This is a genomic window from Acinetobacter sp. QJM3NY_42, from assembly GCF_056173745.1.
In genome coordinates, this window is the sequence record NZ_CM149689.1 from 1,248,460 (window position 1) to 1,265,739 (window position 17,280).

Sequence of the window (17,280 nt, forward strand, 5' to 3'; positions counted from 1 at the left end):
AAAAGCTGTAAGGAATGATTTTAATCCAAGTGTATTCTTTGAGATTTTTCATTAAGATTTAAATAGCAAATAAAGTAGCTCAGCTATTTTGTAATTTCTGCCTCATTGATCAGTTTTACTTTAAAATAAAATTTTGTATTGGGTTTGAGAATTACCAGTAATGTGATTCTTAACAAAATGAGTGACTTCATTTAATTTTATGTCTATAAAGAGAAGCTCTAGAAAAACAAATTATTAGAACATTCAATGAACATGGATCAACTTACTTTCGCAACTAAACTTGCCATTCTGTTTAGCGGTATCTATTTATGGATTGGTATGCTAACAGGACTCTGGAAATATTATCAGATCAGGAAATCTGCGCATGCACGTGCTCATCCATATGTGGATATAGCTCACCGAAGTAGTTTGCTCTATGCTCCAGCAACACTCATTCTGGCTACACTGGGGCATTTTACCATCTGGTCTGACTATGCAGTTCTCACCTGTATTGGGATCAATATATTATTTTTCAGCCTTTCTATATTAAGTTATATTTTACATGGAGTTTTAAAAGATACTGTTAATCAGTTTCAGGTGCCGCATCAACTTGGTAAATGGTATTTACCCAAAATTTTGATGACAATATTTATGTTTTTACTGGTAATTGGAGAATTAGTAGCAAGTGGTTTTCTAATAATAGGGACTGCGTATTATTTTGGATTTATCTAAACAAGCCTAAACGCTAAAAAATAATTTTTTATTATATAAGGATGGATGATTGCTCATCCATCTCTTAATTGTTTTTATACTTAAAATATTTACGACACTTGTGGTCAATAAGCGCCCAGATCGAGAACAGGGCAGAGACTATTAAAGCATAGAGAAAGTGTTCTAGCTTCAAATTGCCATTAATCACCCCATGAAAAAGCAGAGTTAACATGAGGGCTACTGTAGTAACAACATAATTGACAAAATTTTTATCGTTCTTAAAAACTTTGGCGAAAGAACGCTTGTTTAGGGGTAAAGAGTGCATCTTCGGTCCTCCTGTCGTGCGCGACAAAACCTAATTGTTTTAATCAGAAATCTAGTTTTTAATGTTTTACTGCTTATTTCCGAGTATTTCAATAGGTGATAGCATTATTTTTTTATCATTATTTTTCTTTATAACGTATAAGGTAATTAATGTATTGAATAAATAAATATAAGAATGGTTTTTGTGTAAATTTTTTTGATCACATTACTACCTAATTTTATATGATAAATCTCATTTTTTTAATCAAAATTTAAATAAAACAAAAATTTATAATAAATTGAATTTCTAATGTACTATAAGAAAAATAATTTTAAATTGGCATTTTGAAAATTAATTTAGCTCAACTGATCTTAAGTAAAATCTGAATATAAATCTGACTTTTTAATTTAAAATGTTTAAACGATTCTTAAGATTGTATATTTTATATACTTTAAGTAATAAAATATTTCAAGTCATGAGGTAAAATTTTAGTTTCTATTGTAGCTACTACAATTGGCTGCGTTATTTATTAAGGACTATTATATAGCGTTCTTAATAGCTGATTTTATTACAAGTTTTTAACAATTAATAATTTTTTTCCTGAAAAAAATATGCTTAGATCAAAAGTATCTGAAGACAAGAGAAAAGGATAAATAATATGAATAAGTTAATGGCAACTATGGGCTTAATTGCCGTATTTGGAATCACAGGATGTGATAACCGTGAAACAGGAGCGACTGCTGGAGAACATTTAGGTAAAGCGGCCGAGCAGGCGGGTTCAGATATTAAAGATGCAACTTTAGCAGCAGGTGCTGAAGCAAAAGAAGCTGCTGACGATGCAGCAGTCAAGATGGATGCGGCGGCAGAAAAAGCTGAAGTTGAAGCTCGTGAGGCAACCGCAGATGCTCGTGAAGCAACCGCAGAAGCTGCAGACCGAGCGGAACAGAAAGCTTCAGAGGTGGAAGCAGATGCCCGTAAAGCCACAGCAGATGCTGCTGACTCTGTAGAAAAGACAGCTTCACGTGTGGAAGCAGATGCCCGTAACTAAAATTTTTTTGCTATGTAAAAGCCAGCACTGTCTGGCTTTTTTATATTTTTAAAATTGCAGAATACTTAGAGTTTATGAGACAGGTGAAAGATCAGAGATAGATAAAATTTTTATTAAAATTAAATAGATAAAGAAAGATGGAAATAAAAAATAACAGACTTTATGATAATTCTTAAAGGTTAAAATAGCATAAGCCAAGTTTCTATATATAAAAATAAAACTATAAGCATCGAATTCTAGTAAGAGGTGTAAACAAAAAATGCCAGTTGGGTAAACTCGGCATTTCTGATCACCAGTAAAATCAGCTCTGGGTAAGAATTGATTTTAACGACTCATAAGTTAACTGTTTGAATGTTTAACCCGGTCGACAATAATAGAAATGACTAGAACAATTAATGACGGGATAAGCCATGCAAGATTTTGTTCATTGAGTGGTAAATGTTGAACAGCATTTGGTAACAGATCAGAGAATCCAGCTACCTTGATTCCATCGATTATTCCAAAAATGAAAGCCATTGCTGCTACAGGCGTAATTACATAGCCCGGTTTTTTCCAGAATTTCCAGAAAAAGCTCAGCATGATCACTACAATTGCAGGTGGATAAATAGCACTCAAAACAGGAACAGAAACAGCAATCAGCTTAGTTAGTCCAAGGTTTGAAATTAAAACCGAGAATAGAACTAAAATAAGCACCAGAATCTTATAAGGAATCTTGGTAAGTTGAGTAAAGTATTCTGCACAGGCACAGGTCAAACCAATCGCCGTAACTATACAAGCTAGAAAAATGAGCAGACTCAGAAAGAGTGAACCTAAATCACCAAAAGCATGCTGTACATAAGCGTGTAGAATCTGTGCCCCATTGGCTGCGTTAGGGGCTGCTTCATGACTTCCTAACCCCAATTTGAACAGGCTGAGATAAACTAGGGTCAGACCTACACCAGAGATCAGACTTGCAATCACTGCATATTTGGTCACGAGTTTACTATCGGTTACACCACGTGAGTGGATCGCTTGAATAATCACAATACCAAAAACTAAAGCACCCAGCGTATCCATGGTCAGATAACCATTAACAAAGCCTTCAGATACTGGGCTATTGATATAATGGTTAATAGGAGCGGGAATAAAACCTGCCGGTATACAGAACGCAGCAATTCCAAGAACTGCTAACGCAGCAATTTTCATAGGAGCAAGAACATGACCTATCGTATCGAGTAATTTATTTGGATATAACGAGACCAGTCCTACTATCGCAAAATAAATTAGACTGTAGATCAGTAAACTGCTACTTGAAGTACCGAAATAAGATGAAAAGCCAATTTCATAAGACACTGTGGCTGTACGTGGTGTAGCAAACAGAGGTCCTACTGACAAATAGCACACCACAGTTAAAACCAAACTGGCTATACGGCCAAGCGGTGAACTTAATATTTCAATTGACCCTTGCACACGCGATAGAGCAATAATGGTAATTACAGGCAAACCGACTGCTGTAATGAGAAACCCGAGGGCTGCCCACCAGACATGTTCACCTGCCTGCTGTGCAACAATAGGTGGAAAAATGATATTACCGGCGCCAATAAAAAGCGCGAAGGTCATAAAACCTAGAGCAATAATATCCCGAGTACGAAGATTATTCATATCATATAAAGGGAGAGGGGCTGTAAAAGAAGCAGCGATTCTAATTTAAAAAATAAATTTTGTGTAATTTCTCTAATATAAATTATGAAGAAAGCTGATGATAAAAATTTTTCAAAAATATATTTTATTTCCAATGTTATAATTAATTATTTGAAAACAATTGTCTTATACAAAATAACCAGATAAAAATTTCTAAGGGTACAAATTTTTTATATCGGAAAAAAATAATTAAAAGAGTAATTTTTATGGCTAAAAAACAGCCAGTCTAAAAATTTTATAAACAGAATAATCAATTGATATCGTTTCTGATGACTTGAAGTGCCAGTCTTAATCAGGAAATTTTATATAAAAAACGTTATACTTGAGTCACTAACCAGAGAGGATAGGTCAATGAGAGCTTCAGCTGTAACTATCAAGACAGAACAGGATATTGAAAAATTACGTATATCCGGGCGTTTGGCTGCACAAGTTTTGGAAATGATAGAGCAGTATGTCAAGCCAGGCGTTTCGACCGAATATCTCGATGATATTTGCTATGACTATATCGTAAATACTCTAAAAGTCATTCCTGCAAATGTGGGCTATCATGGTTTTACTAAGACCACCTGTATTTCACCAAATGAAGTGGTCTGTCATGGTATTCCTTCAGCGCGGACTATTTTAAAAGATGGCGATATTATCAATATTGATGTAGCAGTAATTAAAGATGGCTACTATGGAGATACCAGCCGAATGTATTATGTAGGGCAAGTCAGCCCTCAAGCTAAACATTTGGTAGAAACAACCTATGAAGCAATGGTAGCAGGAATTCATACAGTCAGACCCGGTGCCACATTGGGTGATATTGGCTATGCGATTCAAAAAGTCGCCCAGCGCGAGGGCTATACCATCGTACGTGAGTATTGCGGTCATGGAATTGGAAAAACTTATCATGAGCAACCTAATGTACTGCACTATGGTCAACCTGGACAAGGGTTGATACTGCGTAAAGGTATGGTGTTTACCATTGAGCCTATGGTGAATGCAGGTAAGGCACGTGTCAAAGAATTGAATGATGGCTGGACTGTGATTACAAGTGATAGGTCGCTTTCTGCGCAGTGGGAACATATGGTGGCGGTAACTGATAATGGATTTGAACTCTTAACACCATGGCCAGAAGGGACAGGTTCATATCCCAAAATTTAATTTTGTTTAAAAAGTAATCAAACAGTTTAATTTTATGGAAATTTAGATAAAAATTTCCATAAATTTTTATTTATTTATTTGAATTAGTATTGTATCTATTTGTAATTTTTTAAAAATATATTATATATACAACAACATAAATATAACAATTGATAGAAAATAAGTAACTTTTAAGATGTTTTATGTATTTGTTTTTAATTGGTTATTTGTATATTATTGTTTTTAGATTCTATCGCTGTAGTTTCTTTTTAGTTGTTCGTTTTTATAAGCTTACCTTTCTACAGGGTAAGCTTTTTTTTATCCATAAAATTTATTTCAATATTCAGCCGGACGACGCATAACAAAAATTTTGTCTCTTGAGTGTATTGAGCTCACAGATAGCTAGTTAATGGGCTTTGTATAAATGCTCAACCAAATACTCAATAAAAACCCTAACTGAAGGAAGCTGACCACGACGTGATGGGTAAACAGCATGGAAAACTCCATGGGGTGTGTTCCAGTCAGGAAGAACGCGAACAAGTTCTCCGTGTCTAACCAGATCAGCAGTTACACTGTCGGGGAGTAAAGCGATACCGCAGCCCTGACGTGCCAGTTGTGCCAGCATCATCAGGTCTGAACCCATGACGACAGGATTAATTTTAAATTTTCGCGATTTATTTTCCCGGTCATGCAGGGTGAGCTGCTGGTCCAGGTGATCATCAATCATGCTCAGGATTCTATGTTCTGCTAACTGGTCAGGATGGGTTAAATTGCCATATTCGTTGAGGTAAGCCTGACTGGCAACCAAATGCTGTTCAATTCGTTGAAACTGGCGAATAATCAGATTAGGGTCATTGTCCAGATTAAAACGTACCCTTAGAGCAACATCAATCCCTTCATTAATCACATCAATGCGGCGATTGGTGACACTAAGCTGAACCTTGATCTCTGGATACTGTTTTAGAAAGTCGGGTAGAATCTTCGCAATTTCATTTTGGGCTATACTGACCGGTAAACTGACTTTAATCACTCCACGCGGTTTACTGCTTAAATGATCTATCAGGTCATGGGCAGCCTGTGCTGCATTCATCATGTCCTGTGCATGCTGATAGATATCCATACCAATATCAGTGACAGCAAAATGTCGTGAGCTTCGTTGAATGAGGCGCACGCCAAGACGTTCTTCCAGATTATATACCCGCCGGCTGAGTTTGGATTTGGGAATATCAGTTGCGCGCTCAGCTGCACTAAAACCTCCATGCTCGACAACTAAGGCAAAGCAGTAAAAATCATCCAGATCAGTCAGCATGCAGATTTCCGTTAAAGATTATGAAAAGATATCGTTGTAGCCCGCTGTATTTTATAGCGGATTTACTTCAAGAGTTCTATTTTAAATTGCAGGTTTACTGCCATTTCAAGTTATATCTAAATAGTTAATTTAAAGGAGCTTATCAGGCTATCTGTTATCAAATTAAATTTTTTCATTTTAAACACATAATAAAATTCTACTATTTGTATCGCTATCCTCTTGATGCCCTCTATATATTGTTCTTTAAAATCTTTTACAATAGTTAAAACACACACCTGATGAACGCAATGACCTATCAATTAATTCAACTTGATGACCCGATGCAGAATGTTAGCTGCCCTTATTGCCAGCAGCATATTATTGACTGGCAGCAGGAACAATATATACAGCCTTGTCAACACACTTTATTTATAGCGATGGATTTGGGCTTTGAGTTTATTGCTGATCATTTTGAAGCCAAAATGTCTCGAACAGTAGATATAATTCATGAAGACCCAGAAATGAATATCTTTCAGGAAATTACTGCTACGGACTGGCCTGATTTAATCGTTTATAAAGCTGATCTTGGTGTAGAGGGGCTTTACCGTTATATTGGTTTATCTCAAGTGGCTTAAATAAAGCTAACGGTTTAATCTGTCCGGGTTTCCTGTTCAAGCCATTGAATAAATTTATGAATTAATGGGTTAGGCTGCTGCTGGGAATATACAAAATAATAGGATCGGGCACCTTTGAGTTTAATATCAGAAGCAATAACCAGCTCACCCGAACCGAATTCTTTTTCTAGTAGCATCTGTGGAATTAACGCAACGCCCATATGATGAGACGCCGCTACAGCCAGCATTGAAAATAGTTCATGTCGCTGACCTTCCATAGCATAAGGATAATCTGCTCCAGCAACTTCAAACCATTCTTTCCAGATGTATGGCCGGGTTGTCTGTTGCAACAGGGGCAGGCTGGCAATTTGCTTGACGGAAAGTGTGCCTTGAAATGGGCCGGATACAGGCTTGAGTTCTGGGAAATTCCGATAAATCAGGTCTGGTGAACATACTGCAACTACATCTTCATGCATCAGGTAATGCGCTTGTGTACCCGGCCAGTTTTGTACCTGTGTTTCGGTTCCTGCATAAATAGCAGCATCAAAAATATGGTCACTAAATAAAAATGGTTTGGTACTGGTTTCCAGATGTACATTAATTTCAGGATAAAGAGTATTAAAGCGATGTAGGCGAGGTACCAGCCAGCGTGTAGCAAACGTTGGTACAACTCCTAGTTTGAGTGTTCCGCCTAAGCCTTTATGCGACATCAGGTCCAGAGTACTTTGTTCCAGACTGAGTAGATGAGTGCGGATATCTTTATAGTACTGTTCACCTGCATGCGTTAACTCAACTCCATGTCTTGTCCGGTTAAATAATGGAAGATCCAGATATTCTTCAAGTTGCTGGATCTGACGTGAAACTGCACTCTGCGTGACAGAAAGTTCTTGTGCAGCATGAGTATAACTACGATGCTTGGCTGCTGCTTCAAAGCAGATGAGTGTCTGTAATGAAGGAATCATTCTGCGCATAAAATTCTCCCGAAGAGCGAGATAAAATAAAAAGTTCCTAGCCAGTCTGTAATTTTTGCCAAGACTTGAGCTATCAGGGTAATTACTCTTCTTATCTGTAAAAAAAACTTATAACACGATACAAGATATGCGTAAAAGGAATATCTGAATGAAAAATTATCGTTTGAAGCCTGTTCTGAACAGGAATAGCATGAAATCAATATAAGATATTCAGCAAGGCAAAGGGCGCAATGAATCAGATGATCAACACTGAAAAAAAAGCTAAAGTTCATTTTAACTGGCAAGATCCGTTTTTATTAGAACAGCAACTGAATGAAGAAGAACGTATGGTTCGCGATACAGCTGCTGCATATTGCCAAGATAAGCTTATGCCACGTGTTTTGGAACAGTTTCGTCATGAAAAAACCGATCCTGCTATTTTTCGTGAAATGGGTGAGCTAGGACTACTCGGGCCAACTATTCCTGAACAGTACGGTGGTGCCGGTTTAAATTATGTCAGTTACGGTCTGATTGCACGTGAGATTGAGCGAGTGGATTCAGGCTATCGTTCTATGGCCAGTGTACAAAGTTCATTGGTGATGGTGCCAATTAATGAATTTGGCAGTGAAGAACAAAAACAGAAGTACTTACCAAAACTGGCTACAGGTGAATTCATTGGCTGTTTTGGTCTGACTGAACCGGACCATGGTTCTGACCCGGGCAGCATGTCAACTCGTGCTAAAAAGGTAGAAGGTGGATATCGCCTCTCAGGCGCAAAAATGTGGATTACCAATAGCCCGATTGCTGATGTATTTGTTGTGTGGGCAAAAGAAGTTTCTACTGACGGAAATGTTGGCCCAATTCGCGGTTTTATTCTAGAAAAAGGTTGGGAAGGGTTATCTGCACCGGCGATACATGGCAAGGTAGGCTTGCGTGCATCGATTACTGGCGAAATTGTTATGGATAATGTGTTCGTACCAGAAGAAAATGCATTTCCAGAAGTACAGGGACTACGCGGCCCATTTACCTGCCTGAATAGTGCCCGTTACGGCATTGCCTGGGGGGCCATGGGAGCTGCTGAATTTTGCTGGCATACGGCGCATCAGTATACGATGGACCGTAAACAATTTGGCCGCCCGCTTGCGGCTAACCAGCTGATCCAGAAAAAACTGGCAGATATGCAAACTGAGATTGCCCTTGGTTTACAGGTAGCTTTACGTTTTGGTCGTATGAAAGATGAGGGGATTGCTTCAGTTGAAGGCACTTCATTGATTAAGCGTAATAACTGCGGTAAGGCACTTGATATTGCCCGTTTGGCACGTGACATGCTGGGTGGTAACGGTATCAGTGATGAGTTTGGGGTAGCGCGTCATCTGGTTAACCTGGAAGTTGTAAACACCTATGAAGGTACTCATGATGTACACGCCTTGATTTTGGGTCGTGCCCAAACTGGTATAGCTGCTTTTTCAAACTAAACCATTCCAAGAAATTTGCTGAAGATGCCTGAGTGCATCTTCATGGCGAAGCTTTGCCTGAAAATGAACCTGACACGGACTTAAGGATTCATCATGAGCTTCTCTTGGCAAGGATTCCATACACGGATATGTACTTAAAGAAAAATAATAAAAGTCTTCAATGGAACACAAGATAAGACATCGATGACTCATTTGAGAAAATGAGGAATATTAAATGAATAATGAAGTACAAGTAGCGATCAAGCCTATAAAAGGAAATCTACCGTCTAATCTGGGTACTTATGAAAAAATAGGACCGCATACCTGGAAATTTGCACTGTTATTTACTTATTTTGCCATGGTGGTCGATGGTATCGATATTATGTTGCTCTCTTACAGTTTGACCAGTCTGAGAGCTGATTTTGGTCTGAGCGCTTTTCAGGCAGGAGCCTTAGGTAGCGCATCACTCGCTGGTATGGGGGTTGGTGGTGTGTTAGGTGGATGGGCCTGTGATAAATTTGGTCGGGTACGTACCATTGCTCATTCAGTGACCTTCTTTTCAGTTGCTACCTGTTTGCTCGGATTTACTCAAACCTTTGAACAGTTTATGGTATTGCGTTTTATCGGTGCTCTCGGGATAGGCGCATTATATATGGCTTGCAATACCCTGATGGCTGAGTATGTGCCAACAACTTACCGTACCACCGTACTCGGAACATTACAGACCGGGCAAACTGTGGGCTATATCGTAGCCACTTTATTGGCCGGCTCTATTATTCCTGAACATGGCTGGCGGGTTTTATTTTTTATTACCGTTATTCCGGCATTTATCAATATTTTCTTGCAGCGTTTCGTGCCTGAACCTAAATCATGGCAACTCAATAAAATTGCAGTGCTACAGGGAACTGCTCAAGTCCAGGATCAAGAAGTAGCACCAAAAAGCGGCAGTATCTATAAACAGATTTTTAGAAATTTTAAACATCGAAAAATGTTTTTACTGTGGATGACGACAGCATTTTTTCTGCAATTTGGCTATTACGGTATTAATAACTGGATGCCTAGCTATCTGGAAACTGAAGTTCATATGAATTTTAAAAACCTGACCAGCTATATGGTGGGTTCGTACACTGCAATGATTCTTGGGAAAATTCTGGCAGGCTTCTTGGCTGACAAGTTTAACCGTCGGTCAGTTTTCGTATTCGGTACTATTGCCAGTGCAATCTTCCTGCCGGTCATTATTTTCTTTAATACCCCAGATAATATTTTATATCTGCTTATTACCTTTGGCTTTCTTTATGGCATTCCGTATGGAGTCAATGCGACCTATATGGCGGAGTCGTTCTCAACGGATGTGCGTGGTACAGCCATTGGTGGTGCCTATAACATTGGACGTGTTGGGGCAGCAATTGCACCTGCAACGATTGGTTTCTTAGCCTCGGGCGGTACTTTTACGATGGCATTTATTGTCATGGGAGCAGCTTATTTTATTGCAGGCGTATTACCGGGACTGTTTATTCGTGACCGACAATATGATCCACAACAACAGTAAAAGGCAAGCATAAATTCTTTGATATAAGGAGACAAACATGGGTGCATTGCAGGGAATAAGGGTTCTGGACCTGAGCCGTGTACTGGCCGGACCATGGTGTGGACAGATTTTGGCAGATCTGGGAGCAGAAGTAATTAAGGTTGAACGACCAGGTACAGGTGATGATACTCGTATGTGGGGGCCACCCTGGATGCCTGATCAAAACGGAGAACAAACTCGTGAATCGGGATATTTCCAGTGTACCAACCGTAATAAACACTCAGTCGCTATTGATATGGCCACTCATGAAGGCCAGGAGCTGATCCGGGAGATGGCTAAAACAGCCGATGTAGTAATTGAAAATTATAAGGCAGGTTCACTGGTACGTTATGGACTGGATTATGACAGCCTTAAGGTTTTAAATCCTCAACTTGTATATTGTTCAATCACTGGTTTTGGTCAGGATGGACCACGAGCTGCTGAACCTGGCTATGATTTTATTATACAGGGTATGGCCGGCCTGATGAGTATTACTGGGGAACCAGACAGTATACCAGGTGGTGGTGCACAGAAGGTAGGCGTTGCAGTGGTAGATCTTCAAACCGGGTTATATGCCACAATTGCGATTCAGGCTGCATTACTGGCGCGTCAGCACACTGGACGGGGACAATACATTGATATGTCTTTACTGGATGTGCAGATTGCCGGTCTGGCAAATCAGGGGATGAATTACCTGAGTTCAGGTAAAGCGCCCCAGCGTATGGGAAATACACATCCAAATATTGTTCCCTATCAGACTTTCAGGGCGAAAGATAAAGAGTTTATTGTAGCCTGTGGAAATGATAGGCAATTCAGGGAACTATGTATTGCTATTGACCGGAAGGATTTATTAGGGCGCTCTGAGTTTTTAACCAACCAGAGCCGGGTAAAACACCGGCATGAACTGGTGGGTATACTTTCAGATTATTTTCTGCAAGAAAATGCCCAGTATTGGGTAGAGCGAATCCATGCAGTGAAAGTACCAGTCGGTATGATAAATTCGATAGAAGAGGCATTTGCCGAGCCGCAAGTGCAGGCAAGACAGATGCTGGTCAAGCTGCCCCATGTGCTTAATCCTGCATTCAGAGTTATAGGCTCGCCAATCAAATTATCAGATACACCAGTAGAATACTGGCAAGCACCACCACGACTGGGTGAGCATACTGGCCAGATTCTCCGAGAGTTTAAAACCGAAGAGCAATTACAGCTTTTGCGTGAGAATAAGGTCATTGATGGACTGGACTTGTAATTTTATTACCATGCAGTGGTAGAAGAATTATATATATTTTACTTTTTAAATGGTTTATCAGGACTCTATAATTCCGGATTGAACAGGCGGTTTGATTCGGAAATTTTCTTGGCCATATAATGTGATTTTTTAAACCGAATCAAGATTACTTGTGACTGAAATTCCAATTCACCAAATTCTGGCTCAACCTGTACATAATGTAGCTGTCCAAACTCATCTCTGACTCTGGCCTGGGCTGAGAACCCTGGTCTTGCGCTACCACTAGAGATCGTTGCCAGTCGTCCCAGCAGGCTGGTATTTTTTTGGTTCAGCTTGGGTTTAATCACCTGATCCAGGCAATGGATCATGAACATGGTAAAGAAAATTGCAATAATCAGAGCAGGTAAAATAATATAAAAAGGTGAAATCAGCTGCTGTTGATTGGCGAAGTAAACGAACTGCAAAAAATACCCTGCAAAGCTAAAGTTCATGAGCAAAAATACAAAGATCAAAACCTTAGAAAACTTTACATCGAAGAGGGGGGAGTTCGAGATCCAAACCGGTATAAAGCGTTTGAGTAAATCGCTGGGCCGAAAACCGAACTGCATGCCGATAGTTTCTGCCATGCTGAGCAACACTAAAGCCAATAAACTGACATTAAATGGCATCAAATAATAATTAAGCAGCAGCGCAGCCATGACAGAACCTTTAATTAATCTTCTAGATAAATGCCGCCGTCAGAATGGACCTTAATGGCAACTTTCTCAAGCGACTGACCCTGACAAGGACCAGAAATACACTCTCCTGTCTCGACCAGGAACAATGCACCATGAGTCGAGCATTCTATGAATTCCTGATCACGGTCGAGAAACTGGTTCTCTAAAAATTCAAGCTCGGTTTGCAGATGCGGACAAAGATTCTGGTAAGCATAAAAACATCCATCGCGCTGGGTGATAAAAATATTATCACCATTAGCCGTTTCATAGCTGCGGGCTTCACGTTCTGGTATATCTTCAGTCAAGCATATTCTTTCCATATTATGGAGTTTCCTGTTTAAATTTTTGCAAGAGCTGACGGTATTGCTCCAGAGTTAACCGGGGGCCAAAATTTGCAACCACCTCACTAGAAATTAAAATAGCCAGCTCTGCCGCAGTTTTTATATCCATACCTGCATTCATAGCATAAAGTAGAGCGCCAGCAAATGCATCACCTGCGCCATTGGCATCTACAGCGATTACGCTACGACCTGGTACCTGCAAGTGCTGTTCGGCTGTAGCAAGTATTGCACCCTGTGCGCTGCGGGTAATAACAACATACCGACTTTTAAATTTCAATTTTTCTAAGGCCTGCTCTGCAGTTGAGGCGCCGGTATACATCATGGCTTCATGCTCATTACAGAATAGCAGGTCTACACCGTCATCAATCATTTCGTCCAGCCCTTCACGTGCATACTGCACCATAGCCGGATCAGATAAAGTCAGCGCAATTTTTACCCCATGTGTACGGGCAATACGACGTGCTTCACGTACAGCGGCACGTGCAGTGGGGCTGGTTGACAGATAACCCTCAATATATAACCACTTTGCAGTTTGAAGAGGCGAGAAATCAATCTGGGTTTCCGAGAGTTCAGCAGTAATCCCAAGATAGGTTTGCATGGTACGTTCAGAATCTTCACTGATGAGTACCATGCAAGTACCGGTTACACCATCACTAATTGACTTGGCACTGGTTTTTACATCGGCTGCATTTAAACCGTTAAGATAGACTAGGCCAAGCTCATCATTACCTACACGACAGGCATAAAATGCTTTACCGCCTAGGGCGCTAAATGCCACCGTTGTATTGGCTGCTGAGCCACCGCTTGCCTGACCTTTATAAACTTGGGTTGCTTTCAGATTCTCATATAAGGCTGACTGAACATCACCTTCGGCCAGTTGCATGGTACCTTTTTGCAGATTCTGCTGAGTGAGGAATTCATCAGTAACTCTAAATTCTTGGTCAATTAATGCATTGCCAATTGCAAAAAGGTCAACAGTCGCCATGTTTCTCGCCATTTATCATATAAAAAAACAAGTTTACCTTAATGCTTATGTTTCTTATAGATTAATGAATAAAATTCAATACGTTTATTAAAAGAGGGGGTGCGTTCTTCATTCCTCCCTATTGAAATAGAGGGTTAGCAACTATTTTACTTTAGCTGAACTGGAATTAGGACCATACTGAATCTAGCCATCTTGAAACCTACTGTTTATTTGAGACAAGGTTGAAAAAACCGATCATGCCATCATTAAAAATCTATTGTTTTAGTCAGGTTTAAAACGTGAATTGTGACTAAAACTATAGGTATAATGCAATTTATTGAATATTTTAAAAGTATGAGGAGATCACATGACTGTCGATGTCACTGAAACCATTAATCAAACTGTTCATCCCGCGTTTCAGTTGGTACGTCAACACCATGTCGAGGCCCTAGACATTTTAGTGTCTGAATACAAACACAAGGTTACAGGGGCGGTGCATTACCATCTAGCCACTGACTATGATGAAAACGTATTCTTGGTAGCTTTTCGTACCCAGCCCATGGATTCAAAAGGTACTGCTCATATTTTGGAGCATACTGCTTTATGTGGCTCAGAAAAATTTCCGGTCCGTGATCCATTCTTTTTAATGATCCGCCGTTCATTAAATACTTTCATGAATGCTTTTACAGCGGCAGACTGGACAGCCTATCCGTTTGCGACCCAAAACAAGAAAGATTTTCAGAACCTGTTATCTGTTTATCTCGATGCAGCCTTTGCTGCAAACCTGAATCCTCTGGATTTTGCTCAGGAAGGTATTCGGGTAGAGCTCGAAGATGACCAGCCTGTCTATAAAGGCGTGGTTTTTAATGAAATGAAGGGGGCGATGAGTTCACCTTCAGATCAGTTGTATCATCAGCTGGCAGAACATTTATTCCCACAAACCACTTATCATTATAATTCAGGTGGTGATCCTAAAGACATTCCTGATCTGACTTATGAGCAGCTAGTCGATTTTTATAAGTCGCATTATCATCCAAGTAATGCAGTCTTTATGACTTTTGGTAATCTTTCGGCGTATGAGTTGCAGGAACAGTTTGAAACACTGGCTTTAAACAAGTTTAAACCTGGAAAAACACTCTATTCTACTCCGGAAAAACGCCTGTCAGCCCCTATAGAGGTTACTGAAACTTATGCAGTAGATGGCGATGAGCTAACAGATAAAACTTATCACGTATTGGGCTGGTTGTTACCTCAGGCTAGTGACATCAAATTGCGTTTAGGTATGCGTCTGGTTGAAGGCATATTACTGGAAGACTCGGCTTCACCCTTACGGCATTATCTGGAAACCTGTGGATATGCACAGTCTACAGGCCCGTTTATGGGAGTAGATGACAGCAACTTTGAGATGACTTTTTATTGTGCAGTGCAAGGTTCTAATCCGGAGCATGCACAGACATTTAAGGAAGGCGTACTTAATATCTTGCAGGAAGTGGCATCAAAACCTGTAGAGTCAAAACTGATTGAAGCAATTTTGCATCAGATCGAACTGCATCAGCGTGAAATTGGTGGTGATGGTACACCTTATGGCCTCAGTCTAATCTTGAATGGTTTGAGTAGTGCTATTCATCACAATGACCCAATTCATGTATGGGATGTCGACAGCGCGATTGAACAGGTAAGAGAAGAACTAAAAGATCCAATGTGGCTGTCTAGCCTGATCCAGACTTATCTGCTTGATAACCCGCATCGTGTTCAACTGACGCTGGTTCCTGATGCTGAAAAGTCTCTAAAGGATGAGCAGGCTGAAAAAGCTCGTCTGGCTAAACTCGCTGAGACATTGTCTGAAGCAGACCGTAAACAGATTCTGGAAAATACAGAAGCATTGAAGCAACGTCAGAATATGGAAGATGATCTGGACCTGTTACCTAAAGTAGGTTTGGAGGATGTGCCTGAAGAGCTGCACATTGTACAGGGTCAGCTGCGTGAAATTATCTGTAATAATCTGGATACCCCTTTAAATCTTTACCATGCTGGAACAAATGGTATTTATTATCAGCAGGTGCTGATCCAGATTCCTGACGAGATAATAAATTCACCTTACTTTAACTTGCTGTCAGTCCTGATGGGTGAGGTGGGTGCAGGAGAGTATGGCTATCTTGAACTGCAACAGCTGCAAACTGCAGTGAGTGGTGGGTTAGGCATGGGTGCTTCATTACGCAGCAAAGTTAATGATAAAGGTCGTATAAGTGCCTGGCTGACATTAACCACTAAGTCACTGGTTAATAAATTTGATGCGATCCATCTACTTAAGCTAGCTTTTGAGCAGCTTCGTTTTGATGAAAAAAGCCGTATCATAGAACTTCTGCAACAGCGTAAAACCCGTTGGCATTCACGGATTTCCGGCTCAGGACATAGTTATGCGATGCAAACAGCGTCACGTAACATGAGTGCACTGGCTCGTCGTGATTACCATACGACAGGACTGGGTGCGCTCAACTGGATGACAGATCTGGTCAGCAAGATTGAAAAAGATGAGGCAGAGTATCATCGCCTTATTGATGAGTTGAAGTTAATTCATCGCAAATTATTACAGGCTCCTAAACAGTTTTTACTGGTGTGTGAAGAACACCAGACTGAACGCTTGTTGGAAGAAATCCAGGAAGTATGGAATAAACTGGCTGTAGATCAAACTCAAGCTGAGCTGACTCAGGTTAAATTCGAAGATAATAACGCGGATGAAGCCTGGTTAATCCAGTCTAATGTTCAGTTCTGTGCCTCAGCTTATCAGGCTGTTGAAGTCTCCCACCCGGATGCTGCACCGTTAATGGTATTGGCTGCATACTTGCGTAACGGCTTTTTGCATAGCGCTATTCGTGAAAAAGGTGGGGCTTATGGTGGAGGAGCCAGCTATGATGGTAATGCTTGCAGTTTCCGTTTCTATAGTTATCGTGATCCACGTCTTGCAGAAACTTTCAACGACTTTGATTCAAGCTTGAACTGGTTATTTAATGCTGAACAAAAACCACACCAGTTAGAAGAAGCTATTCTTGGTTTGGTCGCCAGTATGGATAAGCCGGGTTCTCCAGCGGGTGAAGCTATTACAGCATGTTATGCATTACTGCATGAACGTACGCCAGCCTTTAGAAAAATCTTGCGTCAGCGTATATTACAGACTACTTTTGATGATCTGAAACGGGTTGTAAATATTTATCTGACCGGTCAGAAACCGGTTAGAGCGGTGGTTGCACCATTTGCAAAGCGTGATGAATTAGTACAACTCGGTTTTGAAATTAAACAAGTCAAATAAATAA

The 17,280-nt window shown here is 40.1% G+C and carries 14 protein-coding genes; 8 read left to right on the forward strand and 6 right to left on the reverse strand.

Annotation, left to right across the window (positions count from 1 at the left end; translation table 11 throughout):
• The first annotated feature begins 246 nt into the window (after window positions 1–246).
• Entirely contained in the window at window positions 247–711 is a 465-nt protein-coding gene (locus AC0VYT_RS05825; RefSeq protein ID WP_005404184.1) for a hypothetical protein, read from the forward strand.
• 941 nt (window positions 712–1,652) lie between these two features.
• A complete protein-coding gene (locus AC0VYT_RS05830) occupies window positions 1,653–2,042 on the forward strand; it encodes a hypothetical protein (RefSeq protein WP_005014660.1) in 390 nt (129 codons plus the stop codon).
• Window positions 2,043–2,381: 339 nt separating this feature from the next.
• Here the strand turns inward: AC0VYT_RS05830 and brnQ are convergent, their stop codons facing one another.
• The gene (brnQ, locus tag AC0VYT_RS05835; RefSeq protein WP_005014659.1) at window positions 2,382–3,683 is read right to left on the reverse strand and encodes a branched-chain amino acid transport system II carrier protein; all 1,302 of its coding nucleotides are present in this window, start codon (window positions 3,681–3,683) and stop codon (window positions 2,382–2,384) included.
• A gap of 390 nt (window positions 3,684–4,073) precedes the next feature.
• Between brnQ and map the strand changes: the two genes are divergently transcribed.
• A complete protein-coding gene (gene map / locus AC0VYT_RS05840; protein WP_005014658.1) occupies window positions 4,074–4,868 on the forward strand; it encodes a type I methionyl aminopeptidase in 795 nt (264 codons plus the stop codon).
• A 385-nt stretch (window positions 4,869–5,253) separates the two neighbouring features.
• On the opposite strand, the gene AC0VYT_RS05845 is transcribed toward map, so the two are convergent.
• Window positions 5,254–6,156, reverse strand: a complete 903-nt coding sequence (locus AC0VYT_RS05845; protein ID WP_005014656.1) for a LysR family transcriptional regulator — start codon at window positions 6,154–6,156, stop codon at window positions 5,254–5,256.
• A 287-nt stretch (window positions 6,157–6,443) separates the two neighbouring features.
• Between AC0VYT_RS05845 and AC0VYT_RS05850 the strand changes: the two genes are divergently transcribed.
• Complete coding sequence (locus tag AC0VYT_RS05850; protein ID WP_005404183.1) at window positions 6,444–6,770, forward strand: hypothetical protein; 327 nt, start codon at window positions 6,444–6,446, stop codon at window positions 6,768–6,770.
• A gap of 14 nt (window positions 6,771–6,784) precedes the next feature.
• Here AC0VYT_RS05850 and AC0VYT_RS05855 read toward each other — a convergent pair whose 3' ends face one another.
• Window positions 6,785–7,720 (reverse strand): LysR substrate-binding domain-containing protein, encoded by a 936-nt coding sequence (locus tag AC0VYT_RS05855; RefSeq protein ID WP_005014654.1) that lies wholly within the window; start codon window positions 7,718–7,720, stop codon window positions 6,785–6,787.
• Window positions 7,721–7,950: 230 nt separating this feature from the next.
• On the opposite strand from AC0VYT_RS05855, the gene AC0VYT_RS05860 reads away from it, so the two are divergent.
• The 3 genes from AC0VYT_RS05860 to AC0VYT_RS05870 all read left to right on the forward strand — a co-directional run bounded on the left by AC0VYT_RS05860 (window position 7,951) and on the right by AC0VYT_RS05870 (window position 11,969).
• Window positions 7,951–9,174, forward strand: a complete 1,224-nt coding sequence (locus tag AC0VYT_RS05860; protein ID WP_005014653.1) for an acyl-CoA dehydrogenase — start codon at window positions 7,951–7,953, stop codon at window positions 9,172–9,174.
• A gap of 214 nt (window positions 9,175–9,388) precedes the next feature.
• Entirely contained in the window at window positions 9,389–10,702 is a 1,314-nt protein-coding gene (locus tag AC0VYT_RS05865; RefSeq protein WP_005014652.1) for an MFS transporter, read from the forward strand.
• Between the two features lie 37 nt (window positions 10,703–10,739).
• Entirely contained in the window at window positions 10,740–11,969 is a 1,230-nt protein-coding gene (locus tag AC0VYT_RS05870) for a CaiB/BaiF CoA transferase family protein (RefSeq protein WP_005014651.1), read from the forward strand.
• A gap of 65 nt (window positions 11,970–12,034) precedes the next feature.
• Here AC0VYT_RS05870 and AC0VYT_RS05875 read toward each other — a convergent pair whose 3' ends face one another.
• The 3 genes from AC0VYT_RS05875 to AC0VYT_RS05885 are packed head-to-tail and all read right to left on the reverse strand — an operon-like array spanning window position 12,035 to window position 13,990.
• Window positions 12,035–12,646, reverse strand: a complete 612-nt coding sequence (locus tag AC0VYT_RS05875) for an OB-fold-containig protein (protein ID WP_005014650.1) — start codon at window positions 12,644–12,646, stop codon at window positions 12,035–12,037.
• A gap of 14 nt (window positions 12,647–12,660) precedes the next feature.
• The gene (locus tag AC0VYT_RS05880) at window positions 12,661–12,969 is read right to left on the reverse strand and encodes a Rieske (2Fe-2S) protein (RefSeq protein WP_005404182.1); all 309 of its coding nucleotides are present in this window, start codon (window positions 12,967–12,969) and stop codon (window positions 12,661–12,663) included.
• A 16-nt stretch (window positions 12,970–12,985) separates the two neighbouring features.
• Window positions 12,986–13,990, reverse strand: coding sequence for an adenosine kinase (locus tag AC0VYT_RS05885; RefSeq protein ID WP_005014648.1), 1,005 nt, complete (start codon window positions 13,988–13,990; stop codon window positions 12,986–12,988).
• A gap of 346 nt (window positions 13,991–14,336) precedes the next feature.
• Between AC0VYT_RS05885 and AC0VYT_RS05890 the strand changes: the two genes are divergently transcribed.
• Window positions 14,337–17,276, forward strand: coding sequence for an insulinase family protein (locus tag AC0VYT_RS05890; protein ID WP_005014647.1), 2,940 nt, complete (start codon window positions 14,337–14,339; stop codon window positions 17,274–17,276).
• Window positions 17,277–17,280: the final 4 nt, after the last annotated feature.

What these genes read in the sequence shown, in the direction of transcription:
- AC0VYT_RS05825 (WP_005404184.1), top strand. Translation starts at nt 247, where the DNA reads ATGAACATGGATCAACTTACTTTCGCAACTAAACTTGCCATTCTGTTT.
- AC0VYT_RS05830 (WP_005014660.1), top strand. Translation starts at nt 1,653, where the DNA reads ATGAATAAGTTAATGGCAACTATGGGCTTAATTGCCGTATTTGGAATC.
- brnQ (WP_005014659.1), bottom strand. Translation starts at nt 3,683, where the DNA reads ATGAATAATCTTCGTACTCGGGATATTATTGCTCTAGGTTTTATGACC.
- map (WP_005014658.1), top strand. Translation starts at nt 4,074, where the DNA reads ATGAGAGCTTCAGCTGTAACTATCAAGACAGAACAGGATATTGAAAAA.
- AC0VYT_RS05845 (WP_005014656.1), bottom strand. Translation starts at nt 6,156, where the DNA reads ATGCTGACTGATCTGGATGATTTTTACTGCTTTGCCTTAGTTGTCGAG.
- AC0VYT_RS05850 (WP_005404183.1), top strand. Translation starts at nt 6,444, where the DNA reads ATGACCTATCAATTAATTCAACTTGATGACCCGATGCAGAATGTTAGC.
- AC0VYT_RS05855 (WP_005014654.1), bottom strand. Translation starts at nt 7,720, where the DNA reads ATGCGCAGAATGATTCCTTCATTACAGACACTCATCTGCTTTGAAGCA.
- AC0VYT_RS05860 (WP_005014653.1), top strand. Translation starts at nt 7,951, where the DNA reads ATGAATCAGATGATCAACACTGAAAAAAAAGCTAAAGTTCATTTTAAC.
- AC0VYT_RS05865 (WP_005014652.1), top strand. Translation starts at nt 9,389, where the DNA reads ATGAATAATGAAGTACAAGTAGCGATCAAGCCTATAAAAGGAAATCTA.
- AC0VYT_RS05870 (WP_005014651.1), top strand. Translation starts at nt 10,740, where the DNA reads ATGGGTGCATTGCAGGGAATAAGGGTTCTGGACCTGAGCCGTGTACTG.
- AC0VYT_RS05875 (WP_005014650.1), bottom strand. Translation starts at nt 12,646, where the DNA reads ATGGCTGCGCTGCTGCTTAATTATTATTTGATGCCATTTAATGTCAGT.
- AC0VYT_RS05885 (WP_005014648.1), bottom strand. Translation starts at nt 13,990, where the DNA reads ATGGCGACTGTTGACCTTTTTGCAATTGGCAATGCATTAATTGACCAA.
- AC0VYT_RS05890 (WP_005014647.1), top strand. Translation starts at nt 14,337, where the DNA reads ATGACTGTCGATGTCACTGAAACCATTAATCAAACTGTTCATCCCGCG.